Source organism: Streptomyces sp. MNU76 (assembly GCF_020982545.1).
GTDB lineage: Bacteria > Actinomycetota > Actinomycetes > Streptomycetales > Streptomycetaceae > Streptomyces.
Window position 1 is genome coordinate 487,538 of sequence record NZ_JAJKLK010000003.1, and the last position, 23,525, is coordinate 511,062.

General features: G+C 72.0%; 21 protein-coding genes and 3 pseudogenes. 10 read left to right on the plus strand and 14 right to left on the minus strand.

Features of this window, described 5'->3' with window-relative positions; translation table 11 throughout:
• Nucleotides 1-33: 33 nt before the first annotated feature.
• The 6 genes and pseudogenes from E4N62_RS47865 to E4N62_RS08480 form a co-directional block, all read right to left on the minus strand.
• Nucleotides 34-162, minus strand: a complete 129-nt coding sequence (locus tag E4N62_RS47865; RefSeq protein ID WP_268269143.1) for a hypothetical protein — start codon at nucleotides 160-162, stop codon at nucleotides 34-36.
• Nucleotides 163-503: 341 nt separating this feature from the next.
• Complete coding sequence (locus E4N62_RS49320; protein ID WP_374116983.1) at nucleotides 504-650, minus strand: hypothetical protein; 147 nt, start codon at nucleotides 648-650, stop codon at nucleotides 504-506.
• Between the two features lie 138 nt (nucleotides 651-788).
• Nucleotides 789-1,747 (minus strand): annotated as a pseudogene (locus E4N62_RS08465) (IS110 family transposase); the annotation flags it as partial.
• A gap of 447 nt (nucleotides 1,748-2,194) precedes the next feature.
• Nucleotides 2,195-3,583 (minus strand): erythromycin esterase family protein, encoded by a 1,389-nt coding sequence (locus tag E4N62_RS08470; RefSeq protein ID WP_230213323.1) that lies wholly within the window; start codon nucleotides 3,581-3,583, stop codon nucleotides 2,195-2,197.
• A gap of 325 nt (nucleotides 3,584-3,908) precedes the next feature.
• The gene (locus E4N62_RS08475; RefSeq protein WP_230213324.1) at nucleotides 3,909-4,229 is read right to left on the minus strand and encodes a hypothetical protein; all 321 of its coding nucleotides are present in this window, start codon (nucleotides 4,227-4,229) and stop codon (nucleotides 3,909-3,911) included.
• Nucleotides 4,226-4,438, minus strand: a complete 213-nt coding sequence (locus E4N62_RS08480; protein WP_184900817.1) for a hypothetical protein — start codon at nucleotides 4,436-4,438, stop codon at nucleotides 4,226-4,228. Before E4N62_RS08480 ends, E4N62_RS08475 begins: the two co-directional genes overlap by 4 nt.
• A gap of 169 nt (nucleotides 4,439-4,607) precedes the next feature.
• Here E4N62_RS08480 and E4N62_RS08485 point away from each other — a divergent pair.
• A pseudogene (locus E4N62_RS08485) lies at nucleotides 4,608-5,925 on the plus strand (sensor histidine kinase).
• A 43-nt stretch (nucleotides 5,926-5,968) separates the two neighbouring features.
• A complete protein-coding gene (locus E4N62_RS08490) occupies nucleotides 5,969-6,628 on the plus strand; it encodes a response regulator transcription factor (RefSeq protein WP_230213325.1) in 660 nt (219 codons plus the stop codon).
• 26 nt (nucleotides 6,629-6,654) lie between these two features.
• On the opposite strand, the gene E4N62_RS08495 is transcribed toward E4N62_RS08490, so the two are convergent.
• Both E4N62_RS08495 and E4N62_RS08500 read right to left on the minus strand, forming a co-directional pair.
• A complete protein-coding gene (locus E4N62_RS08495; protein ID WP_230213326.1) occupies nucleotides 6,655-6,807 on the minus strand; it encodes a TetR/AcrR family transcriptional regulator C-terminal domain-containing protein in 153 nt (50 codons plus the stop codon).
• Nucleotides 6,808-6,847: 40 nt separating this feature from the next.
• Complete coding sequence (locus tag E4N62_RS08500; RefSeq protein WP_230213327.1) at nucleotides 6,848-7,000, minus strand: hypothetical protein; 153 nt, start codon at nucleotides 6,998-7,000, stop codon at nucleotides 6,848-6,850.
• Nucleotides 7,001-7,163: 163 nt separating this feature from the next.
• Here E4N62_RS08500 and E4N62_RS08505 point away from each other — a divergent pair, with 163 nt between their 5' ends.
• The 5 genes from E4N62_RS08505 (at nucleotide 7,164) to E4N62_RS08525 (ending at nucleotide 13,675) form a co-directional block, all read left to right on the plus strand.
• A complete protein-coding gene (locus E4N62_RS08505; protein WP_230213328.1) occupies nucleotides 7,164-8,489 on the plus strand; it encodes a radical SAM protein in 1,326 nt (441 codons plus the stop codon).
• 225 nt (nucleotides 8,490-8,714) lie between these two features.
• On the plus strand, nucleotides 8,715-10,247 hold the full coding sequence (locus tag E4N62_RS08510; RefSeq protein ID WP_230213329.1) for a cellulose-binding domain-containing protein: 1,533 nt from the start codon (nucleotides 8,715-8,717) through the stop codon (nucleotides 10,245-10,247).
• A 298-nt stretch (nucleotides 10,248-10,545) separates the two neighbouring features.
• Nucleotides 10,546-11,661 carry a ribosome small subunit-dependent GTPase A gene (gene rsgA, locus E4N62_RS08515; RefSeq protein ID WP_230213330.1) on the plus strand — a complete coding sequence of 372 codons (1,116 nt, stop codon included), beginning with the start codon at nucleotides 10,546-10,548 and terminating at the stop codon, nucleotides 11,659-11,661.
• A 122-nt stretch (nucleotides 11,662-11,783) separates the two neighbouring features.
• A complete protein-coding gene (locus tag E4N62_RS08520; RefSeq protein ID WP_230213331.1) occupies nucleotides 11,784-13,160 on the plus strand; it encodes a bifunctional transcriptional activator/DNA repair enzyme AdaA in 1,377 nt (458 codons plus the stop codon).
• On the plus strand, nucleotides 13,157-13,675 hold the full coding sequence (locus E4N62_RS08525) for a methylated-DNA--[protein]-cysteine S-methyltransferase (RefSeq protein ID WP_230213332.1): 519 nt from the start codon (nucleotides 13,157-13,159) through the stop codon (nucleotides 13,673-13,675). The genes E4N62_RS08520 and E4N62_RS08525 overlap by 4 nt, the downstream gene beginning before the upstream one ends.
• 52 nt (nucleotides 13,676-13,727) lie before the next feature.
• On the opposite strand, the gene E4N62_RS08530 is transcribed toward E4N62_RS08525, so the two are convergent.
• The 3 genes from E4N62_RS08530 to E4N62_RS08540 form a co-directional block, all read right to left on the minus strand.
• Nucleotides 13,728-14,210, minus strand: a complete 483-nt coding sequence (locus E4N62_RS08530) for a DUF456 domain-containing protein (RefSeq protein ID WP_230213333.1) — start codon at nucleotides 14,208-14,210, stop codon at nucleotides 13,728-13,730.
• A 45-nt stretch (nucleotides 14,211-14,255) separates the two neighbouring features.
• Nucleotides 14,256-15,239, minus strand: a complete 984-nt coding sequence (locus tag E4N62_RS08535) for a LuxR family transcriptional regulator (RefSeq protein ID WP_230213334.1) — start codon at nucleotides 15,237-15,239, stop codon at nucleotides 14,256-14,258.
• Nucleotides 15,240-15,747: 508 nt separating this feature from the next.
• Entirely contained in the window at nucleotides 15,748-16,014 is a 267-nt protein-coding gene (locus tag E4N62_RS08540) for a hypothetical protein (RefSeq protein ID WP_230213335.1), read from the minus strand.
• 1,167 nt (nucleotides 16,015-17,181) lie between these two features.
• On the opposite strand from E4N62_RS08540, the gene E4N62_RS08545 reads away from it, so the two are divergent.
• Together E4N62_RS08545 and E4N62_RS08550 are read left to right on the plus strand one after the other, a co-directional pair.
• Entirely contained in the window at nucleotides 17,182-18,174 is a 993-nt protein-coding gene (locus E4N62_RS08545; RefSeq protein WP_230213336.1) for a protein phosphatase 2C domain-containing protein, read from the plus strand.
• 444 nt (nucleotides 18,175-18,618) lie between these two features.
• Entirely contained in the window at nucleotides 18,619-19,098 is a 480-nt protein-coding gene (locus E4N62_RS08550; protein WP_230213337.1) for an ATP-binding protein, read from the plus strand.
• Nucleotides 19,099-19,176: 78 nt separating this feature from the next.
• Here the strand turns inward: E4N62_RS08550 and E4N62_RS08555 are convergent, their stop codons facing one another.
• Entirely contained in the window at nucleotides 19,177-20,238 is a 1,062-nt protein-coding gene (locus E4N62_RS08555) for a DUF2637 domain-containing protein (RefSeq protein WP_230213338.1), read from the minus strand.
• Between the two features lie 337 nt (nucleotides 20,239-20,575).
• On the minus strand, nucleotides 20,576-21,442 hold the full coding sequence (locus E4N62_RS08560) for a (2Fe-2S)-binding protein (RefSeq protein ID WP_230213339.1): 867 nt from the start codon (nucleotides 21,440-21,442) through the stop codon (nucleotides 20,576-20,578).
• A 198-nt stretch (nucleotides 21,443-21,640) separates the two neighbouring features.
• Here E4N62_RS08560 and E4N62_RS08565 point away from each other — a divergent pair.
• Nucleotides 21,641-22,521, plus strand: a pseudogene (locus E4N62_RS08565) (GntR family transcriptional regulator).
• Nucleotides 22,522-22,715: 194 nt separating this feature from the next.
• Here the strand turns inward: E4N62_RS08565 and E4N62_RS08570 are convergent.
• On the minus strand, nucleotides 22,716-23,492 hold the full coding sequence (locus E4N62_RS08570; RefSeq protein WP_230213340.1) for a hypothetical protein: 777 nt from the start codon (nucleotides 23,490-23,492) through the stop codon (nucleotides 22,716-22,718).
• Nucleotides 23,493-23,525: the final 33 nt, after the last annotated feature.

Genomic DNA, 23,525 nt, shown 5'->3' on the forward strand with positions numbered 1-23,525 from the left:
AATCCCGGTGAGATTGATCTTGCTGGGCTTCTCCTACCGGTTGTCGTTCCGGGCCTGTGCGAGCAGCTGGGCCACCATGTCGTCGGACCCGTCTTCGGCCTGGCGGGCCAGGTCGTCCAGCACGGTGTCGCCGTCGAGGACCTGCGCGGTGAGCCGTTCCATCAGCGCCGGGTCGGTGTCGCTGCCGGGCCCGGTGATGCGGGCGCGGACCGGACGGCGCGGGCCGATGACCTGTGCATCGTCGGACCTGGCGGTGTCTTCGTCCTCGGCGAGCGCCCGGTACAGCGAGGCGACCGAGGGGTGCTTGCCCGCGTTCTTGGGGTCCAGTCAAGGTGAGCCCGAGAGTCAGCCGCAGTCCGTCGGCATCGGTGATCCGTAACTGCCCCGTGCGCTTCACGAACCGCCAAGACTCTGACGCGTAAATAGGTGCAGGTCAGGGCGGTGGTGGGCAGGTCTGGGTGCCCGGTGGCCGTGCTGGCCACCGGGTGTCCGGGTTTCTTGTGTCAGGCTGCGTGCTCCCTCGGGTTGAGGGTGACGGTGTAGCCGAGTTGATTGAGCTGGTTGATCGCGCGGCGGGTGGCGCGTTCGGGGTCGCGCTGGGTGAAGTAGGTGCCGCCGAGTTCGTGGTAGGGGAGGTGGTTGGTGAGCATGTGCCAGATCGCGGTGATGATCGAGTGTTCGACGGCGACCAGGGCCCTCAGGGGGCCGCGGCGGGCGGTCAGCCGCTTGTAGCGGGCCTGGAGATAGGTGTCCTTGGTTCTGACCGCGCCGAAGGCGGCCAGGCCGAGGGCGCCCTTGAGGTAGGGGTTGCCGGGCCGGACCTTGGTGTTCTTGGTGCGGCCGGCGGACTCGTGGTGGCCGGGGCAGACGCCACCCAGGAGGCGAGGTGTTTGGCGGTGGCGAACCGGGTCATGTCGCCGCCGGTCTCCGCGATGATCACTTCGGCGACGGCCCGGTTGATCCCGGGGATGGTGTCCAGGAGGTCGAGCGCAGGACGAAAGGGGGCCATCGCCTCCTCGATCCGTGCGTCCAGCTGCCCGATCGCGTCGGTGAGCTGGTCGTAGTGGTCAAGGTGCAGCCGGGTCAGGAACGCGTGGTGGGCGCGGAAGCGTCCGGTCAGGGCTTCGGTGAGTTCGGGGATCTTGTTGCGGAGCTTGCGTTTGGCCAGCTCAGCGAGGGCCTGCGGGTCGCGTTCCCCGGCGATGAGGGCTTCGAGCATGGCCCGGCCGGAGACGCCCATGATGTCGGCGGCGACCGCGGCAAGCTTGATCCCGGTGTCCTCCAGCAGCTTTTCCAGCCGCTGCACGATCTGGCCGCGCTCGCGGGTCATCTGGGTCCGGGCCCGGGTCAGGTCCCGCAACTCGCGCACCGGCTGCGGCGGGACGAACGAGGCACGGACCAGGCCGTGGGCGCCGAGCTGGGCCAGCCAGGCCGCGTCCGAGACGTCGGTCTTGCGGCCGGGCAGGTTCTTGACCTGCCGCGCGTTGACCAGGATCACGTTCAACTCGTCGGCCAGCAGGTAGTAGAAGGGCTTCCAGTAGTCCGAGGTCGCCTCGATCACCACCAGGGTGACCTGGGCGGCGAGCAGGTGATCGCGCAGGGCGAGCACGGCGTTCGTCGTCGCGCCCCAGGTCGTGGTCTGGTTCGTGAACGACCCACGCCGTTTCGTACTCGGGGTGCGGATGCACGCCTTGGCGTCCTTCTTGCTGACGTCCACACCGGCGCAGCGTTCGTGCAGTACGTCCATGTCCAGAGCCCCTCCCTCAACGGCCGAGCGGTACGCCGTTCCGGGAGGGCCAGGGTGAATCAGGAATTCTGACGCACGTGCTCACAGCAACACTCCACGGTTCCCGCGGACGGCCCTCGGCACCATGCTGACCTGCGAGCTCACCGGCATCACAGAGACCTCGGTTTCGGCCGGAACGAACCCCACCAGCCTCCCGGACCGGCATCAGCCCACGTCAGGGCACACAAGGAGCACCTCGGCGCGCGCCACGGCATTTACCACGCCCCCGGCGCGCACCGAAGGCGCGCTGCGCTGCTGATCTGCGGTGCCCCGGAGCAGCGACGTACCGGCGTGCCGTGCGAACGCCACTCGAAGACGCGCCTTGCTGCCGTAACGGTCCCGTTCGTCATGTGTCGTGGCGAACAGGACCGTTACGGCCCGCCGACGGATGTGCCGGGGACGGAGGTGTCAGGGAGTACCGAGGTAGGTGGTGGCCTGGATGTCGTGCAGGTGTATGAGGATGTCGTAGGCCTTGCCGAGTGCGGCCGTGTATTCCACGGGGTCCGGCCATCCGGCGCCGATGTTCCAGGTGACACGCTCCTTGTCCAGCCACTCGCGCACCGGCCCGGGAGCCGTGCGCATGTCGAGGATGTAGTCGTCCTGGCGGGCCTTGTCCAGGGTCTGTTCGTTGGAGTCCGGCTTCGCGCCGTCGACGTGGTAGGTGCGGATCACGTTGTCGTCGGTGCCGAACGCTTTGAAGGAGCCCTTGTAGAACGAGAAGCCGATGCCGGCGTAGCGGCTGCCCAGTGCGTCGCGGAGAAAGGCGCCCTGCGTCTTGGGGTACCGGGCGTCGAACGAGTCGTAGGACACGTGGGTGTTGTGGGCCGACAGCAGGATCTTGTTCCGGGTGTGTCGGTGCCACCACTCGACGTTCTCAGCCATCACCTGGTCGCGGAGCCTCATCATCTGGGCGATCTGGGCCTCGTCGCCGAAGTCGAAGGCGAAGCCCCTGGCCATCTGGTGGATGGCCAGGGCGTGCCGTGTCATCCACAGGTGGTTCCGCGTGTCACCGCGACCTGGGCGCTGTGCGCGCAGGAGGTCGTACACCTTCCCGGTCCGCCGCGCCCGCTCCTTGCGCTCGGAGAGTGGCAGCTTGGCGTACTCCTCGGCGAAGGTGCCGGCGTCGGTGGTCGGGGCCAGACCGCGGTACAACTCGGTTACCTGCTTCAGCAGTCGCGGGTACTTCTGGGACACGTGGTCGATGACCCGTGCGTACAGTTCCGGGCCGGCGTAGCCCATGTCGTCTCCCATGAAGCGGACCGGGTCGCCGGGGTGCTGGAGGTTGTAGTCCCGCATCCACGTGATGAGATCGATGTAGTCCTGGTTGTTCCAGATCCGGTAGGAACCCTGGAACTCCTCACGGGCGATGTCCTTGAGGTTGCCCCTGCCCTGTACCACGTACTCGTCTATCCGTACGCCGCTGCTCCAGGGGAGTTCCAGGCTGAAGGTCCGGAAGCCCTTCTTCTCGACCAGGTAGCGGAACACCCGGTGCTTCATGCGGAAGAAGTCCCGCGAACCATGGGTGGCTTCGCCCAGTCCCACCACCTCGGCGCTCTTGAGCATACGGCCCAGTGCGTCGAGGTCCCGCAGACTGCCTGCGGGGTTCGTGGTCCGCAGAGTGTGGGAGCTGCGGTCGATGCCGGCCACGACACTCTCGCCATGCCGCCAGGCAGCGAATGCCTTCGAGGCCGGGGCCGGCGAACCGTGCGCCGTGGCGCCCATGGCAGGCGTGGTGGCCGCCAGCGCACAGAGGGAGAGGAGGACCGAGGGAATGATCACTGCCTTGCGTTGCGTCATGCCCATAGATTTCTGTGCGCACAGGGTCCGTCACCAACCCATGTGCTGCCCATCCCCAGGTATCGCAGGCACTACCTGGGGACTGGGGCCACCGCCCGTACGCCGTGGCCCTGCCGCCCGGCGAAGCGGCTCCCGGACGAGGAAGAGATGCCGCGCACGGCAAAGGGCCGGGCCCGCGATACTACCGGGCCCGGCCTGGGATCACGGCGCCGACGGCGCGCCGCACCCGCTACGGCTCGGAACGGCTGTGACGGCTCCGAAGCGGCTGCCGTCACAGCCTGATCAGCTGTTCTCACATGGTTGGTTCTCGCGCGTCAGCCGATGCTCACTTGCACAGTTCGTCGTCGATCAGGTCGTTCTGGGTCTGCTGGCTGGAGGAGTCCGAAGAACCGTCGCCGGACGCGTTCAGGACCACACCACGGCGGCCGTCGGCGCTGAATCCGTTGCGTGTCGTGTAGCCGGGGATGTCGCCGCCGTGACCGTAGTAGACACCGCCGCAGGACAGCGGGACCTCCATCAGGACGAGGCCGTAGCGCGCGCCGGCCCACCCCGGGTCCAGCTCCGGGGCCCGTACCGTCGTCCTCATCGCCGCCAGTTGCGCGGGCCGCAGCAGTCTGCCGCCCAGGAGCGGCGGTGGCGGTGTCATCGTCGGCCCCGCAGGTTCCGTACGACGAGCGTGCCCACGCACAGGACGGTGACCGCGCCGCACACCAGGTGCACCCAGGTGTCGGCGTCACCGAAGGAGGCCGCCATGTTGGCAAGCCCACTGGCCACCACCACCGTCCACAGCAGAGCGCGGGCGATGTCCCCGGAGCCGAGCCGGTCGGCGGGATCGGGGGTTGTCGTGTGCTGCATGGGCTGCTCCCGGTGTCTCGTGGGGTGGTTCCGTCGTTGTCACCGACGCTATGGATCAGCACCCCCGGTGGCCGATCCCGCAGCCCGCCCGGTTCGGGGTACAGCAGGCTGTACTTGCTCGCCGCCCGGATGACGTCGAACTCGGCGACGGCATAGGGTCGTTCGTATGATGACGGGCACGAGCGGGGCAGGCGGTGGAGCGGTGGAGCGACTCGACAGCCGCGAGAGCCTCAAGGGCATCGCGCTACGGACCCTGAGCGCCGCCGGCCAGGCGATCGCCCAGCTCGCGTCCGGGCTCAACACGGCTCTGCTCGCCCTGCTGTTGCTGCTGTGCCTGACGCTCGCCGCCGCGACCGGCGTCGTGGGTGTCGGTCTGGTGACGGCGCCCGCGCTCCTGCGCACCCTGCATGCCCTGGCGGGCCGGGAACGGGCTCGACTCGACCGCTGGGGCCCCGAGGTCGCCGCCCCGAGCCCCGCCCGAGCGGCTGCGGGCCGCGCTCGTCGACCCCACCACCCGCCGCGAACTGGGTTGGCTGGTACGGCACTCGACCGTAGGGACGCTGCTCGGACTGCTTGGCGTCGTGCTGCCGGTCCTCGCCGTGCGGGACACCGCGTTCCCGCTGTACTGGACGCTCATGCCCGACGGCGCGACCGCCACCTCCGTGGGCATCGGGAACGCGCGCACCTGGCTGGATGCCTTCGCCGTGATGCTCCTGGGCGTGGGCTGGGTCGCCATCATTCTGGGCCTGGCACCCGGTATGGCACGGCTCCAGTCGGGTTCCGGGCGGCGGCTCCTGTCAGCCGGCCCCGACGCGGACCTCTCCCTGCGTGTCGCGGAACTGACCGCCACCCGTGCCGCCGCCCTGGACGCCCACGCCACCGAACTGCGCCGCATCGAACGCACGTTGCACGACGGCGCGCAGAACCGGCTCGTCTCCGTCGCCGTACTGATCGGGGCGTCCCGTCGCATGGTGGCCCGCGACCCGGCGGGCGCCGACGAACTCCTCGAACGTGCCCAGTCCGCAGCCGAACAGGCGCTGGCCGAACTGCGTACCGTCGCCCGCGGCATCCTGCCGCCGGTGCTGGCCGACCGGGGCCTCGCGGGCGCGCTCTCCGGGCTCGCCGCGGACTGCGCTGTGCCCTGCCGGATCGACGTGGACGTGCCCGAGCGCTGCGCCGCCTCCGTCGAGGCGACCGCCTACTTCGTCGTCGCCGAGGCCCTCACCAACATCGCCAAGCACAGCGGCGCCCGGCACGCCGTCGTCACGGCACGCGGCGGCCGGGGCCGGCTCCGGCTTTCGGTCGAGGACGACGGAAAGGGCGGCGCCGGGGTCACCCCCCGGGCCGTCGGCCCCGGTGAAGAGATCGGCGGCTCCGGGCTCGCCGGCATCCGTCGCCGGGTTGCCGCTCACGACGGCGGCCTCACCGTGACCAGCCCGCCCGGTGGCCCGACCGTCCTGACTGTGGATCTTCCCTGTGGAATGTGACGGCCGAAGCCCGACCTGCGGAATCTGAGCTGTGGAGCCTGACGTGCGGATTGTGATAGCTGAGGACGACGCCCTGCTCCGCGAGGGGCTCGGCCTGCTGCTGCGTGCCGAGGGGCTCGACGTGGTGGCCACTGCGGGGAACCCCGACGAGGCGCTGGATGCCATCGACGTACACAAGCCGGACGTCGCCATCCTGGACGTACGGATGCCGCCGACCCATACCGACGAGGGGATCGTCGCCGCGGTCGAGGCCCGGCGCCGACGGCCCGACCTCGCCGTGCTCGTGCTGTCCGCGTACGTCGAGCAGAGCTTCGCCACCGAACTGCTCGGCAACGGGGTGAACGGCCTCGGCTACCTGCTCAAGGAACGTGTCGGCCGCGTCGAGGAGTTCATGGACGCGCTCCGCCGCGTCGCCGGTGGCGGCACCGCCATCGACCCGGAGGTCGTCTCCCAGCTCTTCACCCGCTCCCGCCAGGACACCCGCTTGGAACGGCTCAGCCCTCGCGAACGGGACGTACTCGCCCTGATGGCCGAAGGGCTGGGCAACTCTGCCATCGCCGAGAGGCTCGTCGTCACCGACGGCGCCGTCCACAAGCACATCCGCAGCATTTTCGCGAAACTCGACCTGTCCCCGACGGACCAGGTGGACCGCCGTGTCGCGGCCGTCCTGCGGTATCTGGAGGATCTGCGGCGGTTGGCCTGAGGAGGTGGGCGGGTACGGCCACGATGTCAACGTTCCGACTTCGGGTCGGGCCGGTAGGTCGGGGTGTACCTGGCGAGCATGGTCTGGACGGCCTGTTCGACGGCGTCGTGGATGTCGGAGGCTGCGGGGTTGCAGTCGGTCAGCAGCATGCGGGGCCACAGGACGCAGGTGGCGAACATGCCGAGGAACTGGTTCGCGGCGCTCGCCGCGTCCGGGACATCAGCGTTGCCCGCCGGTCTCCTCGGCGTCGGCGAGCGCGCGGTGGACCGAGGCGACGGAGGGATGCTGTCCGGCGTTCTTCCCGGTCTTGATCGTGAGCTTCCCCGCGATCTCGGGGCCGGGGACGCCCTTGCCGGGATTCCTGTACCTCAACTACTCGCACCCCACCCCACCCGCACCCGCCGACGCACCCCTACCCCCGAGCTGGAAGGCGCCACGCCCCGAACCACCCCCACCCCTCCGTCCGACCGCCGGAGGCCGTGGGGAATGCGCGCGGGCGACCCCCGCGCGTCGTCGGGAGCGAGGAGACAACGGGATGGATGGCAGCCGCACCGCACTGGTGGAGGACCTGATGGAGAGGTTCCCGCACGTGCCACGGGAAGCCGTCTTCAAGGAGGACCTGCTCAGGGGCGGCGTGGCCTTCGATGCCTCCGCGCTGAGCGACAACGAGAAGGGCGAGGTCAAGCCGAAGTCGTACTTCATCTTCTCCTTCGACCACGGCACCCTCCCCGAGCTCGGCGAGGCCGCCCTGCGCCGCCCGCCGGAGGAGATCATCCTCACCGGCGGCCCGTACGACCTGCGGCGCACGGTCGTCTCCGTACGGGTCAACCCGTCCTCGCCCTACCGCGTGGCGTCCGACGAGGACGGCCTCCTCGGCCTGTACCTCGACGGCAAGCGCATCGCGGACGTCGGCGTCCCGCCCATGCCGGAGTACTACAAGCACACCCTCTCCAACGGGAAGTCCGTGATGGAGGTGGCCCCGACCATCCAGTGGGGCTACCTCATCTATCTCACCGTCTTCCGCGTCTGCCAGTACTTCGGCGCCAAGGAGGAGTGCCAGTACTGCGACATCAACCACAACTGGCGCCAGCACAAGGCGGCGGGCAGGCCGTACACGGGTGTGAAGGACGTCGACGAGGTCCTCGAAGCCCTGGAGATCATCGACCGGTACGACACGGCGAAGACGTCCACCGCGTACACGCTCACCGGCGGCGCCATCACCAAGACGGTCGCGGGCCGCGACGAGGCAGACTTCTACGGCCACTACGCCAAGGCCATCGAGGAGCGCTTCCCGGACCGCTGGATCGGCAAGGTCGTCGCGCAGGCGCTGCCGCTGGACGACGTCAAGCGTTTCCACGACTACGGCGTGAAGATCTACCACCCCAACTACGAGGTGTGGGACGAGTACCTGTTCAAGATGTACTGCCCCGGCAAGGAGCGGTACGTCGGCCGCGACGAGTGGCACAAGCGGATCCTGGACTCGGCCGGTGTCTTCGGCGCGCGCAATGTGATCCCCAACTTCGTGGCGGGCGTGGAGATGGCCGAGCCCTTCGGGTTCAAGACGGTCGACGAGGCGATCGCCTCGACCACCGAGGGTCTGCGTTTCTTCATGTCGCACGGCATCACGCCCCGCTTCACCACCTGGTGCCCGGAGCCCACCACCCCGCTCGGCAAGGCCAACCCGCAGGGCGCGCCGCTGGAGTACCACATCCGGCTGCTGCAGGCCTACCGCGCCACGATGGACGAGTTCGGGCTGTCGTCGCCGCCCGGATACGGCCCGCCCGGACCCGGCCGTGCCGTCTTCTCCGTCAGCTCTTTCATGGACAGTCTCCCGGCCGTCGAGGAGGTTCCCGCCGAGTAACTACTGTTCATTCCTGCGACGGTTGAGTCGATCGGGGTCGGCGTACGTACAACTCAACAGTGTGACCGCTGGTAACCGCGTTTGAAGACGTAGCTTGTCAGTTGTGTGGGAAGCGTGAAAAGCTCTGGGGCATCGCAAGGTGGTATCCCCAATTGCCTTGGATTTAAAGGGCAGTTGACTACTTTTGCCCACTTCCCCCCTCGCTCTGTTGGATGCAGGAGACCCATGCCCGACCTGCCGAAGCCCCAGGACGCCGCCGAGGCCGCGCTGTTCTCGGAGTGCTGGGACGCGGTCCTGTCGTACGCCGACCTGTGCACGTCCGGGTCGGCCGCGGCGACCCAACTGGCCACCGAGGCCTTCACGAACGGCATGCGCGAGGCACACGCCCTGGAGCACGAGGCGGGGGCCGACCGCGGTGCCGGACGGCGTGCCCTGCGCCTGCCTCGAATACCGTTCCTCCTGACCTGGGTCAGGACCAGCGCCGCGGCCTGGGAGGCGGGCGGCCAGGGCCACCGGCTCGACCCCGAGCTGCGCCTCTGGCTCCACTCGGACAAGGCCGCCCGGTACACCGGCCCGCCGCTGTACCGGCCCCTCGCCCTGCGTGCCCTGCGGGACATGCAGGAACCCGACGCGGCCCTGCTGTGGCTCGCCGAGGTCGAGTCGCTGCCGCTGGGCTCGGTGGCTCGCCGGCTCGGCCTCGACCCGGCGGTCGCGAGCACCGAACTCGGCCAGGTGCGGGCGCTGTTCCGGGACCGCTGCCACCGCGGTCAGCTCGACGCGCCCCTGCACGCCGACTGCCGCACCTACGCCCGGCTGCTCGACGCGGTCACCCGCTCGCCCGGCACCGACACCCCCGAGGACCTCTCCCGCCACCTCGCCACCTGCGTGCAGTGCGCCGAGGCCGCGGCCTGCCTCGGCCTGCACGGCGGCGGACTGCCCGCCGCCCTCGCCAACGGTGTGATCGGCTGGAGCGGACTCGCCTACCTGGAGCGCCGCCGCCGCGCTGCCGATGCCGGACTGCTCCCCGGGCGCGCGGACGCCAGCGGCACCGACCGGGGACTCTCACCGGGCAGGGAGGCGAAGCCCCGGTTCAGCCGCAACGGAGTGCTCGTCGGAGCCGGCCTCGTCTCCGTGCTGGCGCTCGCGGTCTCCCTCATGCCGTTCGGCGACGACGAGACCGTCGCGGAGGGCTCGTCCGCCCGGGACTCGTCGGTGGTGCAGCAGGACCCGAGGTTCCCGGTGACCGGCGACCCGTCCGACGGCGGGTCGTCGGAGCTGCAGAGCACGTCGCGGCCAGGCGAGACCGGTTCCGGCGACACGGACGACGAGCAGGGCGAGGGCAAGGGCGGCGGCAACAGCAACGAGGAACCCCAGGGCGACGCCTCGACGCCCGCCCGGGTCACCCACCAGCCCGTGGACCCCGGCAAGTCCTCCGACACCACCTGCCACGTCCGCTACCAGGTCGTCAACGAATGGCCCGGCGGCTTCCAGGGCACCGTCACCGTCACCTCCACCAAGGCCCTCGACGGCTGGCACGTCGCCTGGACCTACGCGGCCGACCAGCGCGTCACCCAGATGTGGGACGGCACCTTCGACCAGGAGGGCACCAAGGTCACCGCCACCTCCGCCGACTACAACAAGACGGTCGCCGCCGGCGGCACCTTCGGCGTCGGCTTCCTCGGCATCTGGGAGGGCTACGACAACCCCGCTCCCGTGGACTTCACGCTCAACGGGAAGAAGTGCGACCGGGCGGACTGAGCGCGGAACGCGACGCACGGAGCACGAGGCACGGAGCACGAGGCACGGAACGCGGCGCGGAAATTCGATTGACGGGGGCCCACGGGCCCCCGCTAGGGTGAGATCACCGAGCACGGCGGCGGTTCCGGCCGCCGTCGCTACGACGAGTGAGACAGGAGGTGTCGACCGATGGCTGTCATTGCGATGGGCGCTGCCCGCATCCAGGAATCCATCCAGTCCACCTCCGTGGCCACCGGCTGACTTCTCTCTTCTCTCGCGTCCGCTGACGCCGCCGGGCCACCCCTGTGAAGGGTCACCCTTGTCTCTCTCCTCTTTCCCGGGCTCGTCCCTGTCGTCCTCCTCCCACCCGCTCGTCCCGTACGGCTGGGACACCTCCTGGGCGGACGCCTTCGCCCCGTACGACGCCGAGGGCCTGATCGCCGGGCGGGTCGTGCGTGTCGACCGCGGGCAGTGCGACGTCGTCACCGCGGACGGTCCGCTGCGGGCCGACACGGCGTTCGTCACCCCCCACGACCCCATGCGGGTCGTCTGCACGGGCGACTGGGTCGCCGTGGAACCCGCGGGCGACCCCCGGTACGTCCGCACCTACCTGCCGCGCCGCAGCGCCTTCGTCCGCTCCACCTCCTCCAAGCGCGCCGAGGGACAGATCCTCGCCGCCAACGTCGACCACGCGATCGTCGCGGTGTCGCTCGCCGTGGAACTCGACCTCGGCCGTGTCGAACGATTCCTCGCGCTGGCCTGGGAGTCCGGGGCCCAGCCCGTGGTCGTGCTCACCAAGGCCGACCTCGTGCCGGACGCCGTCACGCTGGGGCACCTCGTGCAGGACGTGGAGACCACCGCGCCCGGCGTCCCCGTGCTGACGGTCAGCTCCACCCACGGCGAGGGTCTCGACGTCCTCGCGGCGGTGATCTCCGGCGGCACCTCCGTGCTCCTCGGACAGTCCGGCGCCGGCAAGTCGACCCTCGCCAACGCGCTGCTCGGCGACGACGTCATGGACGTCCAGGCCATCCGCGACGTGGACGGCAAGGGACGGCACACCACGACCACCCGCAACCTGCTCGCCCTGCCCGGCGGCGGAGTCCTCATCGACACCCCCGGGCTGCGCGGGGTCGGCCTCTGGGACGCCGAGACCGGGGTCGGGCAGGTCTTCGCCGAGATCGAGGAACTGGCCGCGGACTGCCGCTTCCACGACTGCGCGCACCTCGCCGAGCCCGGCTGCGCGGTCCTCGGCGCCGTCGAGTCCGGTGAACTGCCCGAGCGGCGGCTCGACAGCTACCGCAAGCTGCTCCGTGAGAACCAGCGCATCGTCGCCAAGAGCGACGCGCGGCTGCGGGCGGAGATCCGCAAGGAGTGGAAGCGGCGGGGTGCGCAGGGGCGCGCGGCGATGGAGGCGAAGAGGGGTGGGCACCGGTGATCTTCGGCCGCGGGTGAGTGGGGGCTGATCGCGCAGTTCCCCGCGCCCCTTTGGGCGCGGGGTTCAGCGCCGTGTCCGAAATCCGCCAGCCCGGCGCCTGCGCGTCGTCGACACTTGAGGGCATGAAGGACGAGGACACCAGGTACGAGGCCGTGCGGAGCAGGGACGGCCGGTTCGACGGGGAGTTCTTCTTCGCCGTCGGGACGACCGGGATCTACTGCCGGCCGAGCTGCCCGGCGGTGACGCCGAAACGGGAGAACGTCCGCTTCTACGCGACCGCGGCCGCCGCCCAGGGCGCCGGATTCCGTGCCTGCCGACGCTGCCGGCCGGACGCCGTGCCCGGTTCGGCCGAGTGGAACGTGCGCGCGGACTCGGTGGGCCGGGCCATGCGGCTCATCGGGGACGGCGTCGTGGACCGGGAGGGCGTCGCCGGGCTGGCCGTGCGGCTGGGCTACAGCGCACGGCAGGTCCAGCGGCAGCTCACCGCCGAGGTCGGCGCCGGGCCCGTCGCCCTGGCCCGCGCCCAGCGGGCGCACACCGCCCGCGTCCTGCTGCGGACCACCACCCTCCCGGTCACCGAGATCGCCTTCGCGTCCGGCTTCGCCAGCGTGCGCCAGTTCAACGACACGATCAGGGCGGTCTACGCCATGACACCCAGCGCCCTGCGCGCCGGCGCACCCCGGCGGCCCGCCGGCCCGCGGACGGCCGGAATACCGCTCCGGCTCGCGTACCGGGGCCCGTACCAGTCCACCGCCCTCTTCGACGTCCTGGCCGCCGAAGCCGTCACCGGCGTCGAGGAGACGACCGGCGAACCAGGCCACCGCACGTACCGGCGCACCCTCCGTCTCCCGTACGGCACCGGGATCGCCGAGGTCGACGAGCGGCCGGGAGGCCGTCCCACCGGCCGTTCCGGCGGCTGGCTCGACGCCCGGCTCCATCTCACCGACCCCCGCGACCTCACCACCGCCGTGCAGCGGCTGCGGCGGCTGTTCGACCTGGACGCCGACCCGTACGCCGTGGACGAGCGCCTCGGCGAGGACCCCCGGCTCGCCCCGCTCGTCGCCGCCGGACCAGGGCTGCGCTCGCCGGGCACGGCCGACCCGGAGGAGTACGCCGTACGCGCGCTCGTGGGTCACACCGAGGCGGCACCGCTCGTACAGGCGTACGGCAAGCGGCTGGACGCCCCGCAGGGGACGCTGACGCACCTGTTCCCCGAACCCGCGGCACTGGCCGACGCGGGCGGTCCGCTCGGCGCCCTCGCCACCGCCCTCACCGACGGCACCTGCCGCCTCGACGTCGGCGCCGACCGGGACGCCACCGCGACGGCCCTGCTCGCGCTGCCGGGCCTGGACGCCCGTACCGTCGCCGCGATCCGCACCCGCGCACTCGGCGACCCCGACGTGGCACCCCCGGGCGAGACCGTGCCGGACACCTGGCGGCCCTGGCGGTCGTACGCCCTCAGACATCTTCGGACCCAGGAACAGGGAGTTCAGTCGTGAGCACCGAGCAGCGGACCTACTACACCGTCGTCGACAGTCCCGTCGGGCGACTGCTCCTCACCGCCGACGAGTCCGGCGCCCTCACCTCCCTCTCCGTACCGGAGCAGAAGGGGGGCAGGGTCCCGCTGCCGGGCTGGCTGCGCGACCCGGCCCCCTTCCGGGCGGCCGAGGAACAGCTCGCCGCCTACTTCGCCGGTGAGCGGAAGGAATTCCAGCTGGAGTTGCGCGGGGAAGGCACCGAGTTCCGGCGCCGGGTCTGGGCCGCGCTCGACGACGTCCCCTACGGCGCGACCATCACGTACGGGGCCGTCGCCGCCCGGATCGGCGCACCCCGCGCGGCCGTGCGGGCCGTGGGCGGCGCGATCGGCGCGAACCCCCTCCTCATCGTCCGCCCCTGCCACCGGGTGATCGGCGCGGACGGCACCCTCACCGGCTACGCCGGCGGCCTCGACCGCAAGCGTCTCCTCCTCGGTCTGGAGGGCGTGCCGGGCGTCGCGGGGCGGACGGGAATGTGACGGCAGGCCCCGGCCGCGGCGGCCCGACCCGTCGCTGCCAGGATCAGCCGGTTCAGCCGCCGAACACCGTGCCCACCCACGCCCCCGTCACCAGCAGGCAGGCGAGGAGCTCCACCAGGACGCTCGAACCGCCCGAGCGCATGGCCGTACGGGTCGCGGCCCGCGCCGCGCCGGGGTGACCCAGGCGGAGCCGCTCGGAGAGGTAGATGCCGCCGACGAAACCGGGGATCGCGCCGAGCACGGGGACCAGGACGAAACCGAGGAAGGCCCCGGCCCCCGCGTACACGCCCATCCGGGGGGTCGCGCCGCTCTCCGCCAGGCGCCGGGGCGGCAGGCCCCAGCGGACCGCCCGGGACAGGAGCAGCACGGTGGTCGCGCCCACCAGCACCCACCACGCGATGGGCCGCGGGTCCTCCAGCGCCCACCACATGACCCCGGCCCAGACGAGCCAGGACCCCGGAATCCCGGGCACCAGCACTCCGCACAGGCCGAGCAGCAGTACGACCCCGACCAGCAGGAGTTCCCACGCTCCCATCTGCCCAGGGTGCCGGACCGTGGGAGAAGGCGCAGGTCAGTGCTGTCAGTCCCGGGTCACCCAGGCCCGCTCGTACGCGTGCCAGCCCAGCTGCAGCCGGGTCGTCACCCCGGCGAGCTCCATCAGGCGCTTCACTCGGCGCTGTACCGTCCGCAGGCCCAGCTCCAGCTGTTTGGCCACGCTCGCGTCGGTCATGCCGGCCAGCAGCAGGGAGAGGATCTCCAGATCGGTGTCGTCGGGGGCGTCCGGGACATCCTCGGTGACCCGGCCGGAGCCCAGGCGCAGGGGGAGTGCCTGCCGCCAGACCGACTCGAACAGGCCCGACAGCAGCTCCAGCAGACCGCTCGCGTGGACGACGAGCGCGGCGGGCTCGGCGGTGTGCGTGGTGAGCGGGACCATGGCGAGCGTCCGGTCGGCGATGACGAGCTTCGTGGGCACCTCGTCCATGACCCGCACCTGCTCCTCCCGCCCCAGCGCGGCCGACAGCTCGGTGAGGCCGGCGTCCTCGTCCAGGACGGCCCGCTCCACCACCACGCGGTAACCGACGCCGCGACCGGTCGTCTGCTCCTCGGCGGGGTTGTTCTCCGGCCCCGAGACCGCGATGGGAGCGCCGGTGACCATCGCGCAGACCTCCTCCGTGGCCCCGAGCTGGAGTTGCAGGAAGCGCTGCGCTATGGCCGCCGAGCCGATCACCACCTCGACCAGGTCGTGCGCCGCGGGCTCCGCCGCGCTCGCCCGGTACTCCTCGGCGAGCAGCGCCGCCGTCAGTTCGGCCTTCTCCAGCTCGTGCCGCCGCTGGGTGAGCAGGGCGCCCAGGGCCACACCAGGGGGCGCGGCGACCCAGCGGCCGGCGCGCGCGGAGGACTGGGCGGCGAGACCGTGCCGCTCCAGTCGGCGCAGCGCGCGCTCGGTGTCGTGCTCCCCGAGCGTGAGCCGGCGCGCCAGGTCCGGTACGTCGGCGGCGCCCACGGACACCAGGGCCCGGTACGCCGACTCGTGGGTCTCGTCGAGACCGATCGCTCCCAGCATCCGGCGACCCCGCCCCTCACTCGCCGCGCCCCTTGGGCACACTTCCGCGTCGGCCCATCATCACCGCACCACGCGTCCCGCCGGCAGGCGGGGTCCCACAGCGGAATCCCAGCAACGTGCCGCACACCCGGGCCGATCGGCCGACGCGCCCGCACCGCGCTCCGGTCGACCCGGCGCCGCCGGGCGGTTTCTCCTGGGGGGCACCGCCCGGCGGTCCCGAACGCGAAGTGCTCCGAAGCGCGCGTGAAGTGGTCCGCGGCGCGCTCCTGGACGCCGCACTCCCCTTCGGTTCCCGCATCTCCCGCATTTCCTTTTCCTCTATCCCCCTAATGTCCCCTATCTCCCGCACTCCTCCCGACTCCCTTGTCTCGCACCGGAGTTCGGCATGTAGTCCGACACGCCGACGGGCCGTCGGCTGCGCGGCCCGATTTTCCGGATGCCCCGTTTTCATACGGCTCCCGAGGTGGACAATCAGGGGCATGAGCCAGCAGGGGGAGAGGCCGACCGGTCACGAGGACGACTGGTGGCGGCAGTTGTACGACGACGCGAGCGGGGACACGGGCCCCTCGGTGGCGGCCGATTCCCTCGACGACCGCTTCGCCTCCGCGGCGAACACGGTCGGGGACGGGATGCCGGGTTCCCCGGGTGAACCGGGTGCGTCGACGCCGACGGGTCCGCCGGACCCGTCGAGCGCCTCGGGTGCGCCGCCGAATGCGCGGGGAGCCTGGGGAGCGGTCCCGGGGACGTCGGGAGCCTGGGCGGCTGTGCCGGGCACGGCGGCTGCCAGAGGGGAGCCAGGAGGAGGCCGAGCCGGACGGCCGGGGAGTGGGCCGAGCGGGGCGGGTGGCCCGGAAGGCTCGCCGAGCAGGGCGGATGGTTCCGGAAGAGGCCAGGGGAGGGCGCCTCGGACACCGGGACGGCCCCGCCGGGCGTCTCGCACCGGTACATACGGCTCGAACCCGGTGCCGGGCGCCCTCTCGGACCGGGTGCCGCCTCAAGGCTCACCGGGCGCGCCGTCGCACCGGGTGCCGCCCAGGAGTCGCCGGGCGGCCTCGACGGGCGCGAAGGCCAAGGCCGACGCGATGCCCCGCGGGCGTGACGGTGTAGGCGGCCGGGACGGCCTGAGCGGGCGCGGTGGCCTGAGTGGGCGTGCCGATCAAGGCGGACGGGAAGCCCCGGCTGGGCGTGACGGCCAAGGCGGGCGTGACCTGAGCGGTCGGGACGCCCCGGCCTTCGGGCCGGGCACCCCTCCCGACCCCGTACCCGCACCGCCCGCAGTCTCTCCGCGCCCCTCGTCGAGCCCGGCTGCCGCATCGCCGGTGGATGCCGGCTCCCGCGGCTCGTCCGGGGCCGGTGCCGTGCCGCCCGCAGACCCTCCGCGTCCGCCGTCCGGTTCTGGGGGCGCGTCGTCTGTGGACGACGGCGGCTCACGTGGGCCGGCCGATCCCGGCGCCGGGCCGTCCGATGTTCCGCCGCGACCTGCGGCGGTTTCCGGTCCCGACGGTGCTGCTGATGCCCGGCCTCGCCCGCCGTCCGGCACCGGCTCCGCTTCCTCCGTGGGACCCCGCTCCGCTTCGTCCGCCGAGCCCCTTCCGCGGGCGTCCTTCCCCTCCGTCCCGCGTCAGCCCCTCGACCCGTCGGCCTCCGTGCCCGTGCGGGACCCCCGGCACGGTGGGCTCACTCCGCAGCCCGCGCCCTGGGAGCCGCCGTCGGTCCAGCCCTCGGGTCCCCTGACCTTCCCGTCCGTGCCCACACCACCCGGCTTCCGCGCGGCCCTGCCATGGCGCGGCCGCCCGCCCGGAGCCCCCAGCAGCCACAGCCTCAGCCGCCCATCCCCGCGCAGCCACCCTCCGGCCCCGGTGAAGGCCCTCCCCGGCTCCCGAACCGGCCGACGCCCGGCCCTCCACCCAGCTCGACCTCCCCACCCTCCAGGCGGACGAGGGTGTCGCTCGTCGGGGAGAGCGGGCGGGTGCGGGTCGAGTACGTGGGGTCCGGCCCGCCCACCTACGACGCGGAGCCGACCGCGTTGCCACCCGCGGACCCGGAGGACCTGGGGGACCTGGTGGCGGACACGGTGCTGGACGGCGCGCGCTACGGGGCGTGCACGCTGCGCGCCGCGTCGCTGCGCGGGGACTCCGCGCGCTACCGGGGCGAGCCGCGCCGCGACGCGCTCCTCACCGCCCGCTTCGGCCTCGGCGAACAGGCGCTCGTCCTGGTGGCCATGGCCACCGGTGCCCGGGCCACCCCGGGAGCCCACCGCGCGGCGGCCGAGGCGTGCCGTTGGATCGGCCGGGCCGTCGGACTGAGCCATGTGCGGCTGGTGGAGGACATCCGGGCCGCCCGGCGAGGCGATCTGAAGTCGGGGCTGCACCGCCTCACCGACCGCAGCCTCGGCAAGCTCCGCGCCAGCGCCGTGGAACAGGGGCTCGACCCGGACGAGTACACGGCGAGCCTGCGCTGTCTGCTGCTTCCGGCCGACCCGGGGTGCCGTACACGCGTGTTCTTCGGGGTGGGCGCGGGTGGCCTGTTCCGGCTGCGGGGCGGCGAGTGGCAGGACATAGAGCCCCGGGTCGCCGACACGCCCGGGGCCCCGGTGGTCGGCTTCGGCTCGCTGCCGCACGAGACCCCCGACGGCGACCGCCTCACCATGGACCTCGGCATCACGACACCCCCGAGCCCGTACGAACCCGCTCCCGCCGCGCCCCGCGAACCCTTCCGCTTCCGCGCCTCCGTGGCCCGCGAGGACGACGTCCTGCTGCTGTGCACCGGCGGTCTGGCCGAACCGTTGCGCGGGGAGCCGCCGCTCGCCGAGCATCTGGCGGCCCGCTGGACAGCCGCCGAGCCGCCCGGACTCGCCGCCTTCCTCGCCGACGCCCAGGTCAGGGTCAAGGGGTACACGGACGACCGTACGGCCGCCGCCGTGTGGGAGACCTGACGGTGTCCACCGGCGGGCCGGGAGAGGCGTCAATCAGCCGTGCCGGGCCGCGAGTTGGCCTGTACCAGCGCTCGATTCCGGCCAATCGACATCATTGAAGGGAGTGGTCCGGCCCGGCCGGGGTATACGGCGCTCCCACGCCAGTCGTGTCCCGCTGGCATCCGACTGGATCGGCAGTCCCGCATGGGCAGTTGGGGTCCATGGGCGGGGTCGCGCCGGGTTGCCCGCAGAAGGGCGGGCGCCGGGTTCGTAGGGCTGTGCGGTGGTTTCACGAGACGGGAAGCGCTGTCACACGGTACCGGCGGCTGGCTTGACTCTGTGCGTTTGAAAGCGTACGGACGGTCGTTGACGATTCGACATGAGTGCCGCGATCCGGACCGGGCATGGATCCCCGTGTACGTGTTCGAGCAGGAGGGGACCAGTCATCGGGGCGTGGGCGGGGTCATGAAGAGGCAGGCACGAGGGGGCGGTCCCACGGCGACAGGGGCCTTCTCGGCAGAGGCGGAGGAGACGGTCGGCGACGAGGCGGACAAGGCCGGCGCCGAACAGCTCAGGCACAGACTCGGGCGGGCCGACCTGAGGGCGGTGCCCGAGGCCCGCAGGGCACTGCGGGAACTGCTGCGGCAATGGGGGCGGCCGGGAAAATCGGAGATAGCGGAGCTGCTGGCGAGCGAGCTGGTCACCAACGCGATCATCCACACCGACCATGACGCGGTGCTGACCGCGACCGTCTCGTCCGACGGACTGCACGTGGAGGTACGGGACTTCGTGGGACGCAGGCCCAGGCCGAGGGTGCCGCCCGCCGACGACAGCACGAACGGCCGCGGCCTCCTTCTCGTCCAGTCCCTCGCCGACGCCTGGGGCGTACGGGCGCACGGGGTGGGCAAGGCGGTGTGGTTCGACCTCGACGGCGGGCTGACCTGACCGGACCTCGACAACGGACAGGGGCGCGGCTCGATGCCGCGCCCCTGTCCGATGTGTCGCTCGTACCGCTCGGCCGGCTCAGCCGAACTGCTGCTCCAGGTCCTTGAGCTTGCGCTCCAGGGAGTCGAGCCGCGGCAGGGCCATGGTGTCGTCCTCCGCGGTGAGGTCGACCGTGATCGACTTGTCAGCGCCGTTGCGGACCGGCTGGAGGGAGGGACGCGTACGCACGGGCAGTTGCTCGGGCGTGGATATGGCGGAGTCCGAGGCCACCTGGGCCGCCGGGACACGCTCCACCGTGGTGTCGACCTGGCGTCCGCCACCGCCGCCACCGCCGCCGCCACGACCGGGCAGACCCCGGTGGCCCCGGCTGATCGCCTTGAGGTGGGCGCGCTCCAGACGCTCCTGCTCGCGCTTGCGCGTCCTGGTCTCTTCCTTGATCCGCTTGTCCTCGCGCACCTCGTCCACGGCCTCGTCGAGGCTGCGCACGCCCTCCAGGAGCATCAGCGACCACGCCCTGTACGTCTCACGCGGGGCCCGCAGCCAGCGGACGACACGGATCTGGGGCAGCGGACGCGGTACGAGGCCCTGCTCGCGCAGCGCGGCACGGCGGGTCTGCTTCAGCGCGCGGTCGAAGAGCACCGCGGCAGACAGGGACATGCCGGCGAAGAACTGCGGGGCGCCGTCGTGGCCGAGACCCCTGGGCGCGTGCACCCAGTTGAACCAGGCGGCCGCACCGGCGAACGTCCACACGAGTATGCGGGAACCGAGGGCGGCGTCACCGTGGCTGGCCTCGCGCACCGCGAGGACCGAGCAGAACATGGCGGCACCGTCCAGGCCGAACGGAACCAGGTACTGCCACCCGTCGGTCAGGCCCAGGTTCTGCTCACCGAAGCCGACCAGGCCGCGGAAGGAGAGCGCGGCGGCGACCGCGGCACAGCAGAAGAGGAGGATGTAGGAGGCGGTGCCGTAGAGGGCCTCCTTGCGCCGGCGGCGCTCCTCGCTGCGTTCCCACGAATCCTCTGTCTTGGCGTGCTCCCCGGAGCGCTTGCCGCGCGCGAGCACCGCAACCGCCGCCAGCATGCCCAGGAGCAGTACGGCGCCCGGAAGCAGCCAGTTCAGCGATATGTCGGTCAATCTCATCAGGGGTCCCTTGCATTGGGATAGGGCGTAACGCCCGCCATAGTGGCCCAATCCTCGCGGCCCTCAGGGGGTTTCGGGGCAAGAGACCGCCAAAGAAGTGCAATGAGTGACGCAAGGCGGCATTCTGCTCGAACTACCGCGCGAGGGACGGGAGTTGAGTGCGAGTGAGATTACCCGTTCGAGTGGTTCCACGGAAAGTTCCTGCGACAAGTGAGGAATTTGTGAACTACCTGTAACCCAACGAGGCTCCCACCCGCAGTGGATCTTACGACACATGCCACGGGCGATCGCCGGGGGGGCGCCCCTCGGGGCGCCGCCCGGCGGCGGTGAGGGGCCGTCAACCGGTGGCGGCGGCCGTCAGTTTGGAGATCCGCTCCGACTCGCAGGTGCGCGGGCAGGTGACGCAGGTGTCCTCCGGGGCCAGCGTGTAGAACATGCAGCAGCTCGCCCGGTCCCGGGTGGGCAGCGACTCGCCGCCCGGACCGGTCAGTTCACGGAAGCCCGCGGCGCCCACGTACGGCCGGGTCGCGCCGGGGAGCAACAGTTCCAGCTCGCGGCGGCAGCGCTCCTGCTCGTCGGGGCCGAGGAGTTCGGCGACGTACCAGATGCCCTCGACGACCTCGTCGGTCGCCATGCCCCACAGCGCGCGCCCGCGCCGCCGCATCCGTGGGCCGAAGCCGCCGAGGACCGGCTCTATGTGCGCGGCGAACGCGGCGCGCACCTCGGCCCGCAGTGCCTCCTCGTCCGCGACCACCCGGGCGCGGGGGTCACCGGCCGCCGGATCGTCCGGCAGGCAGCTGAACGTTTCACCGCGCACCACCAGCCGGCTCTGCTCGCGCTGGAACGCCACGTGCTCGGCAGGGAAGCGCGGCACCCGGCGCTGGAGGAACCAGGGGACCGTGAAGAGCAGGCAGGCGTACCAGGAATAGCGGTGCAGTCCGAAGGTCGCCACCACGTCCGGGCGGCCCTTTCGGCCGTGGTCCCGGAGTATCTGGGCCTCGTCCCACGCCAGGAACGCGTCCAGCTCGGCTCCCGCCGCCGCGAGTCCGGCGGCGGAGACCCACCCCCCGCCCTCGGGCAATGGATCGGCGAGGGAGAGTTCTGTCACGCTGATCATGGGCAGGACCTCGGTGAGGCGTGCGTACGCCGCCGCCACGGGCGACCTGCGTGAAGTGGGTGCCGGTGCCGGTGCTGACTGGGGCATACGGGGACCGCCGTTTCACCATCGCTGCCAAGTAAGGCTTACCTTACCCGAGGTGGTCGAGGTTTGAACTGAGGGCATGTGCGCCTATGGTGCTTTACGACCGGTAACAACCCGAGTAGTGACCTAACCGCCCCCATGTACCCCGTCGGCCGCACCGCTCGGCCCACTCGACACTCGACTCGGCTCGGAGGAGGACCCGTGGAGCAGGCCGGCCCGCGCGAGGCCACGGCCGTGAGTGCGCCGGACCCCGCCGCTCGTCCGGCGTCGGCCTATCGCGTGCCCGCGCAGCCCGGAGTCGCGGACGTCGACCGGGAGCGGGGCATCGCGGCGGACGGCACGGTGGCCGCGGTGCGCGGCGACAGCGGGCCCGGCGCCGACGCCGCCCGGGGCGAGCACACGCACAGCGAGGTCCCGATCCCGCTGCCGCGCGGACAGGGGCGTCCGGTCGTCCAGCGGGCCTCCGTGCGGGGACAGATCCTCGACGCGCTGCGGGCCGCGCTCGCCGGCGGGGAGCTGAGGCCGGGTGAGGTGTACTCCGCGCCCGCACTGGGCGAGCGGTTCGGGGTCTCCGCGACCCCCGTGCGCGAGGCGATGCAGCAACTGGCCATCGAGGGCGCGGTCGAGGTCGTGCCCAACCGGGGCTTCCGGGTCGTACGGCGGGGCGCCCGGGAGCTGGCCGAACTGGCGGAGGTACGGGCGCTGCTCCAGGTGCCGGTGATCATGCGGCTCGCGCGTACCGTGCCGGCGGACCGCTGGGGTGAACTACGGCCCCTCGCCGACGAGACGGCCCGGGCGGCGTCCTCCGGGTGCCGCGCGACGTACGGCGAGGCGGACCGGGCCTTCCACCGGGGGGTCCTGGGGCTGTCCGGCAACGAGCAGCTGCTGCAGATCACGGACGACCTCCACCGGCGTACGCAGCTGCCGTTGGGCGGCGGTCACGTGGGGTCGCCGGGGGCGGTGGCCGGGTGGAGCTGATGGCGGACGCGGCGGAGCACATCGCGTTGCTGGACGCGTTGGTGGCACAGGACCTGGAAGCGGCGTGCTGTCTGGTGGAGAGGCATTTCGGGGTGGAGGGCTGAGGGGACGTCGGCGGGTACGGGTCCGGTGGGGCCTCTCGCGCAGTTCCCCGCGCCCCTAAGGGCCTACGGCCCTTCGGGCCGAAAGCACGGGGCGCAGCCCCTGCTTTTCAGGGGCGCGGGGAACTGCGTGAGCAACCACGACGGACCCGCACCCGACAACGCACCCACACGCACCCCATGCCGGTCACGGCCCGTCACGCCGTCGCCGCCGGCGGTGGGGCCAACTGCCGTGCCAGCCACGTCGGTACACCCCCCAGCAGCCGGAACAACCGTCCCGCCTCCTCCCGCAGCCGTGACGCCTCCGGCTCCGTCTCGGTCTCGGCGAGGGAGACGAGTGCCGGGGCCGTGCCCACGAGGTAACCCAGCTCCTCCCGGATGCGCAGGGATTCGGCGAAGCCGTGCCGCGCCTCGGCCAACTCCCCCTCCCGCAGCGCGAGTCCGGCGAGATGCCGCCAGGTGAAGGACAGCAGGAGCAGGTCGTCATGGGCGGTGGCACCCGCATGGGCCCGGCGGTAGGCGGCGCGCGCGGACTGCGGCGAGCGGGCGAGGTTCTCGGCGATGAGACCCCGCCGGAAGTCGAGCAGCGCCCGGCCGGGCGCGCCGGGGGCGATCAGGGCGGCCGCCCGGCCGAGCGCGGCCCGCGCCTCGTCGGAGCGGTCCCGGATCCCGAGCAGCGTGGCCGCGTACGCCAGTTGGCCGCGTTCGCAGGCCGCCGCGCCGCGCTCGTCGTCGGTGCGGGCCTGCGCCTCCGCCGTGCGCAGCGCGTCCTCGGCGTCCTCCCAGCCCTGCTCGGTGTAGAGACAGCGCTCGACGAGCAGCGCGGTCCGCTGCAGGGACGCCCGTGGGCCGTCGGGTTCGATCAGGGCGGCGGCGTCGACCCAGCAGGCGCGTGAGCGCAGCCGCCATACCGCGGTCTGGAGTGGATCGTCACCGGCTGTCGTTCCGTCACCAGACATGGCGGTATGCGCCACGTTGCCCTCCCCGAGCACGCCCTTGAGCTTTGA

What these genes read in the sequence shown, in the direction of transcription:
- E4N62_RS47865 (WP_268269143.1), bottom strand. Translation starts at nt 162, where the DNA reads ATGGAACGGCTCACCGCGCAGGTCCTCGACGGCGACACCGTGCTGGAC.
- E4N62_RS49320 (WP_374116983.1), bottom strand. Translation starts at nt 650, where the DNA reads ATGCTCACCAACCACCTCCCCTACCACGAACTCGGCGGCACCTACTTC.
- E4N62_RS08470 (WP_230213323.1), bottom strand. Translation starts at nt 3,583, where the DNA reads ATGACGCAACGCAAGGCAGTGATCATTCCCTCGGTCCTCCTCTCCCTC.
- E4N62_RS08475 (WP_230213324.1), bottom strand. Translation starts at nt 4,229, where the DNA reads ATGACACCGCCACCGCCGCTCCTGGGCGGCAGACTGCTGCGGCCCGCG.
- E4N62_RS08480 (WP_184900817.1), bottom strand. Translation starts at nt 4,438, where the DNA reads ATGCAGCACACGACAACCCCCGATCCCGCCGACCGGCTCGGCTCCGGG.
- E4N62_RS08495 (WP_230213326.1), bottom strand. Translation starts at nt 6,807, where the DNA reads ATGTTCGCCACCTGCGTCCTGTGGCCCCGCATGCTGCTGACCGACTGC.
- E4N62_RS08505 (WP_230213328.1), top strand. Translation starts at nt 7,164, where the DNA reads ATGGATGGCAGCCGCACCGCACTGGTGGAGGACCTGATGGAGAGGTTC.
- E4N62_RS08510 (WP_230213329.1), top strand. Translation starts at nt 8,715, where the DNA reads ATGCCCGACCTGCCGAAGCCCCAGGACGCCGCCGAGGCCGCGCTGTTC.
- E4N62_RS08520 (WP_230213331.1), top strand. Translation starts at nt 11,784, where the DNA reads ATGAAGGACGAGGACACCAGGTACGAGGCCGTGCGGAGCAGGGACGGC.
- E4N62_RS08530 (WP_230213333.1), bottom strand. Translation starts at nt 14,210, where the DNA reads ATGGGAGCGTGGGAACTCCTGCTGGTCGGGGTCGTACTGCTGCTCGGC.
- E4N62_RS08535 (WP_230213334.1), bottom strand. Translation starts at nt 15,239, where the DNA reads ATGCTGGGAGCGATCGGTCTCGACGAGACCCACGAGTCGGCGTACCGG.
- E4N62_RS08550 (WP_230213337.1), top strand. Translation starts at nt 18,619, where the DNA reads ATGAAGAGGCAGGCACGAGGGGGCGGTCCCACGGCGACAGGGGCCTTC.
- E4N62_RS08555 (WP_230213338.1), bottom strand. Translation starts at nt 20,238, where the DNA reads ATGAGATTGACCGACATATCGCTGAACTGGCTGCTTCCGGGCGCCGTA.
- E4N62_RS08560 (WP_230213339.1), bottom strand. Translation starts at nt 21,442, where the DNA reads ATGCCCCAGTCAGCACCGGCACCGGCACCCACTTCACGCAGGTCGCCC.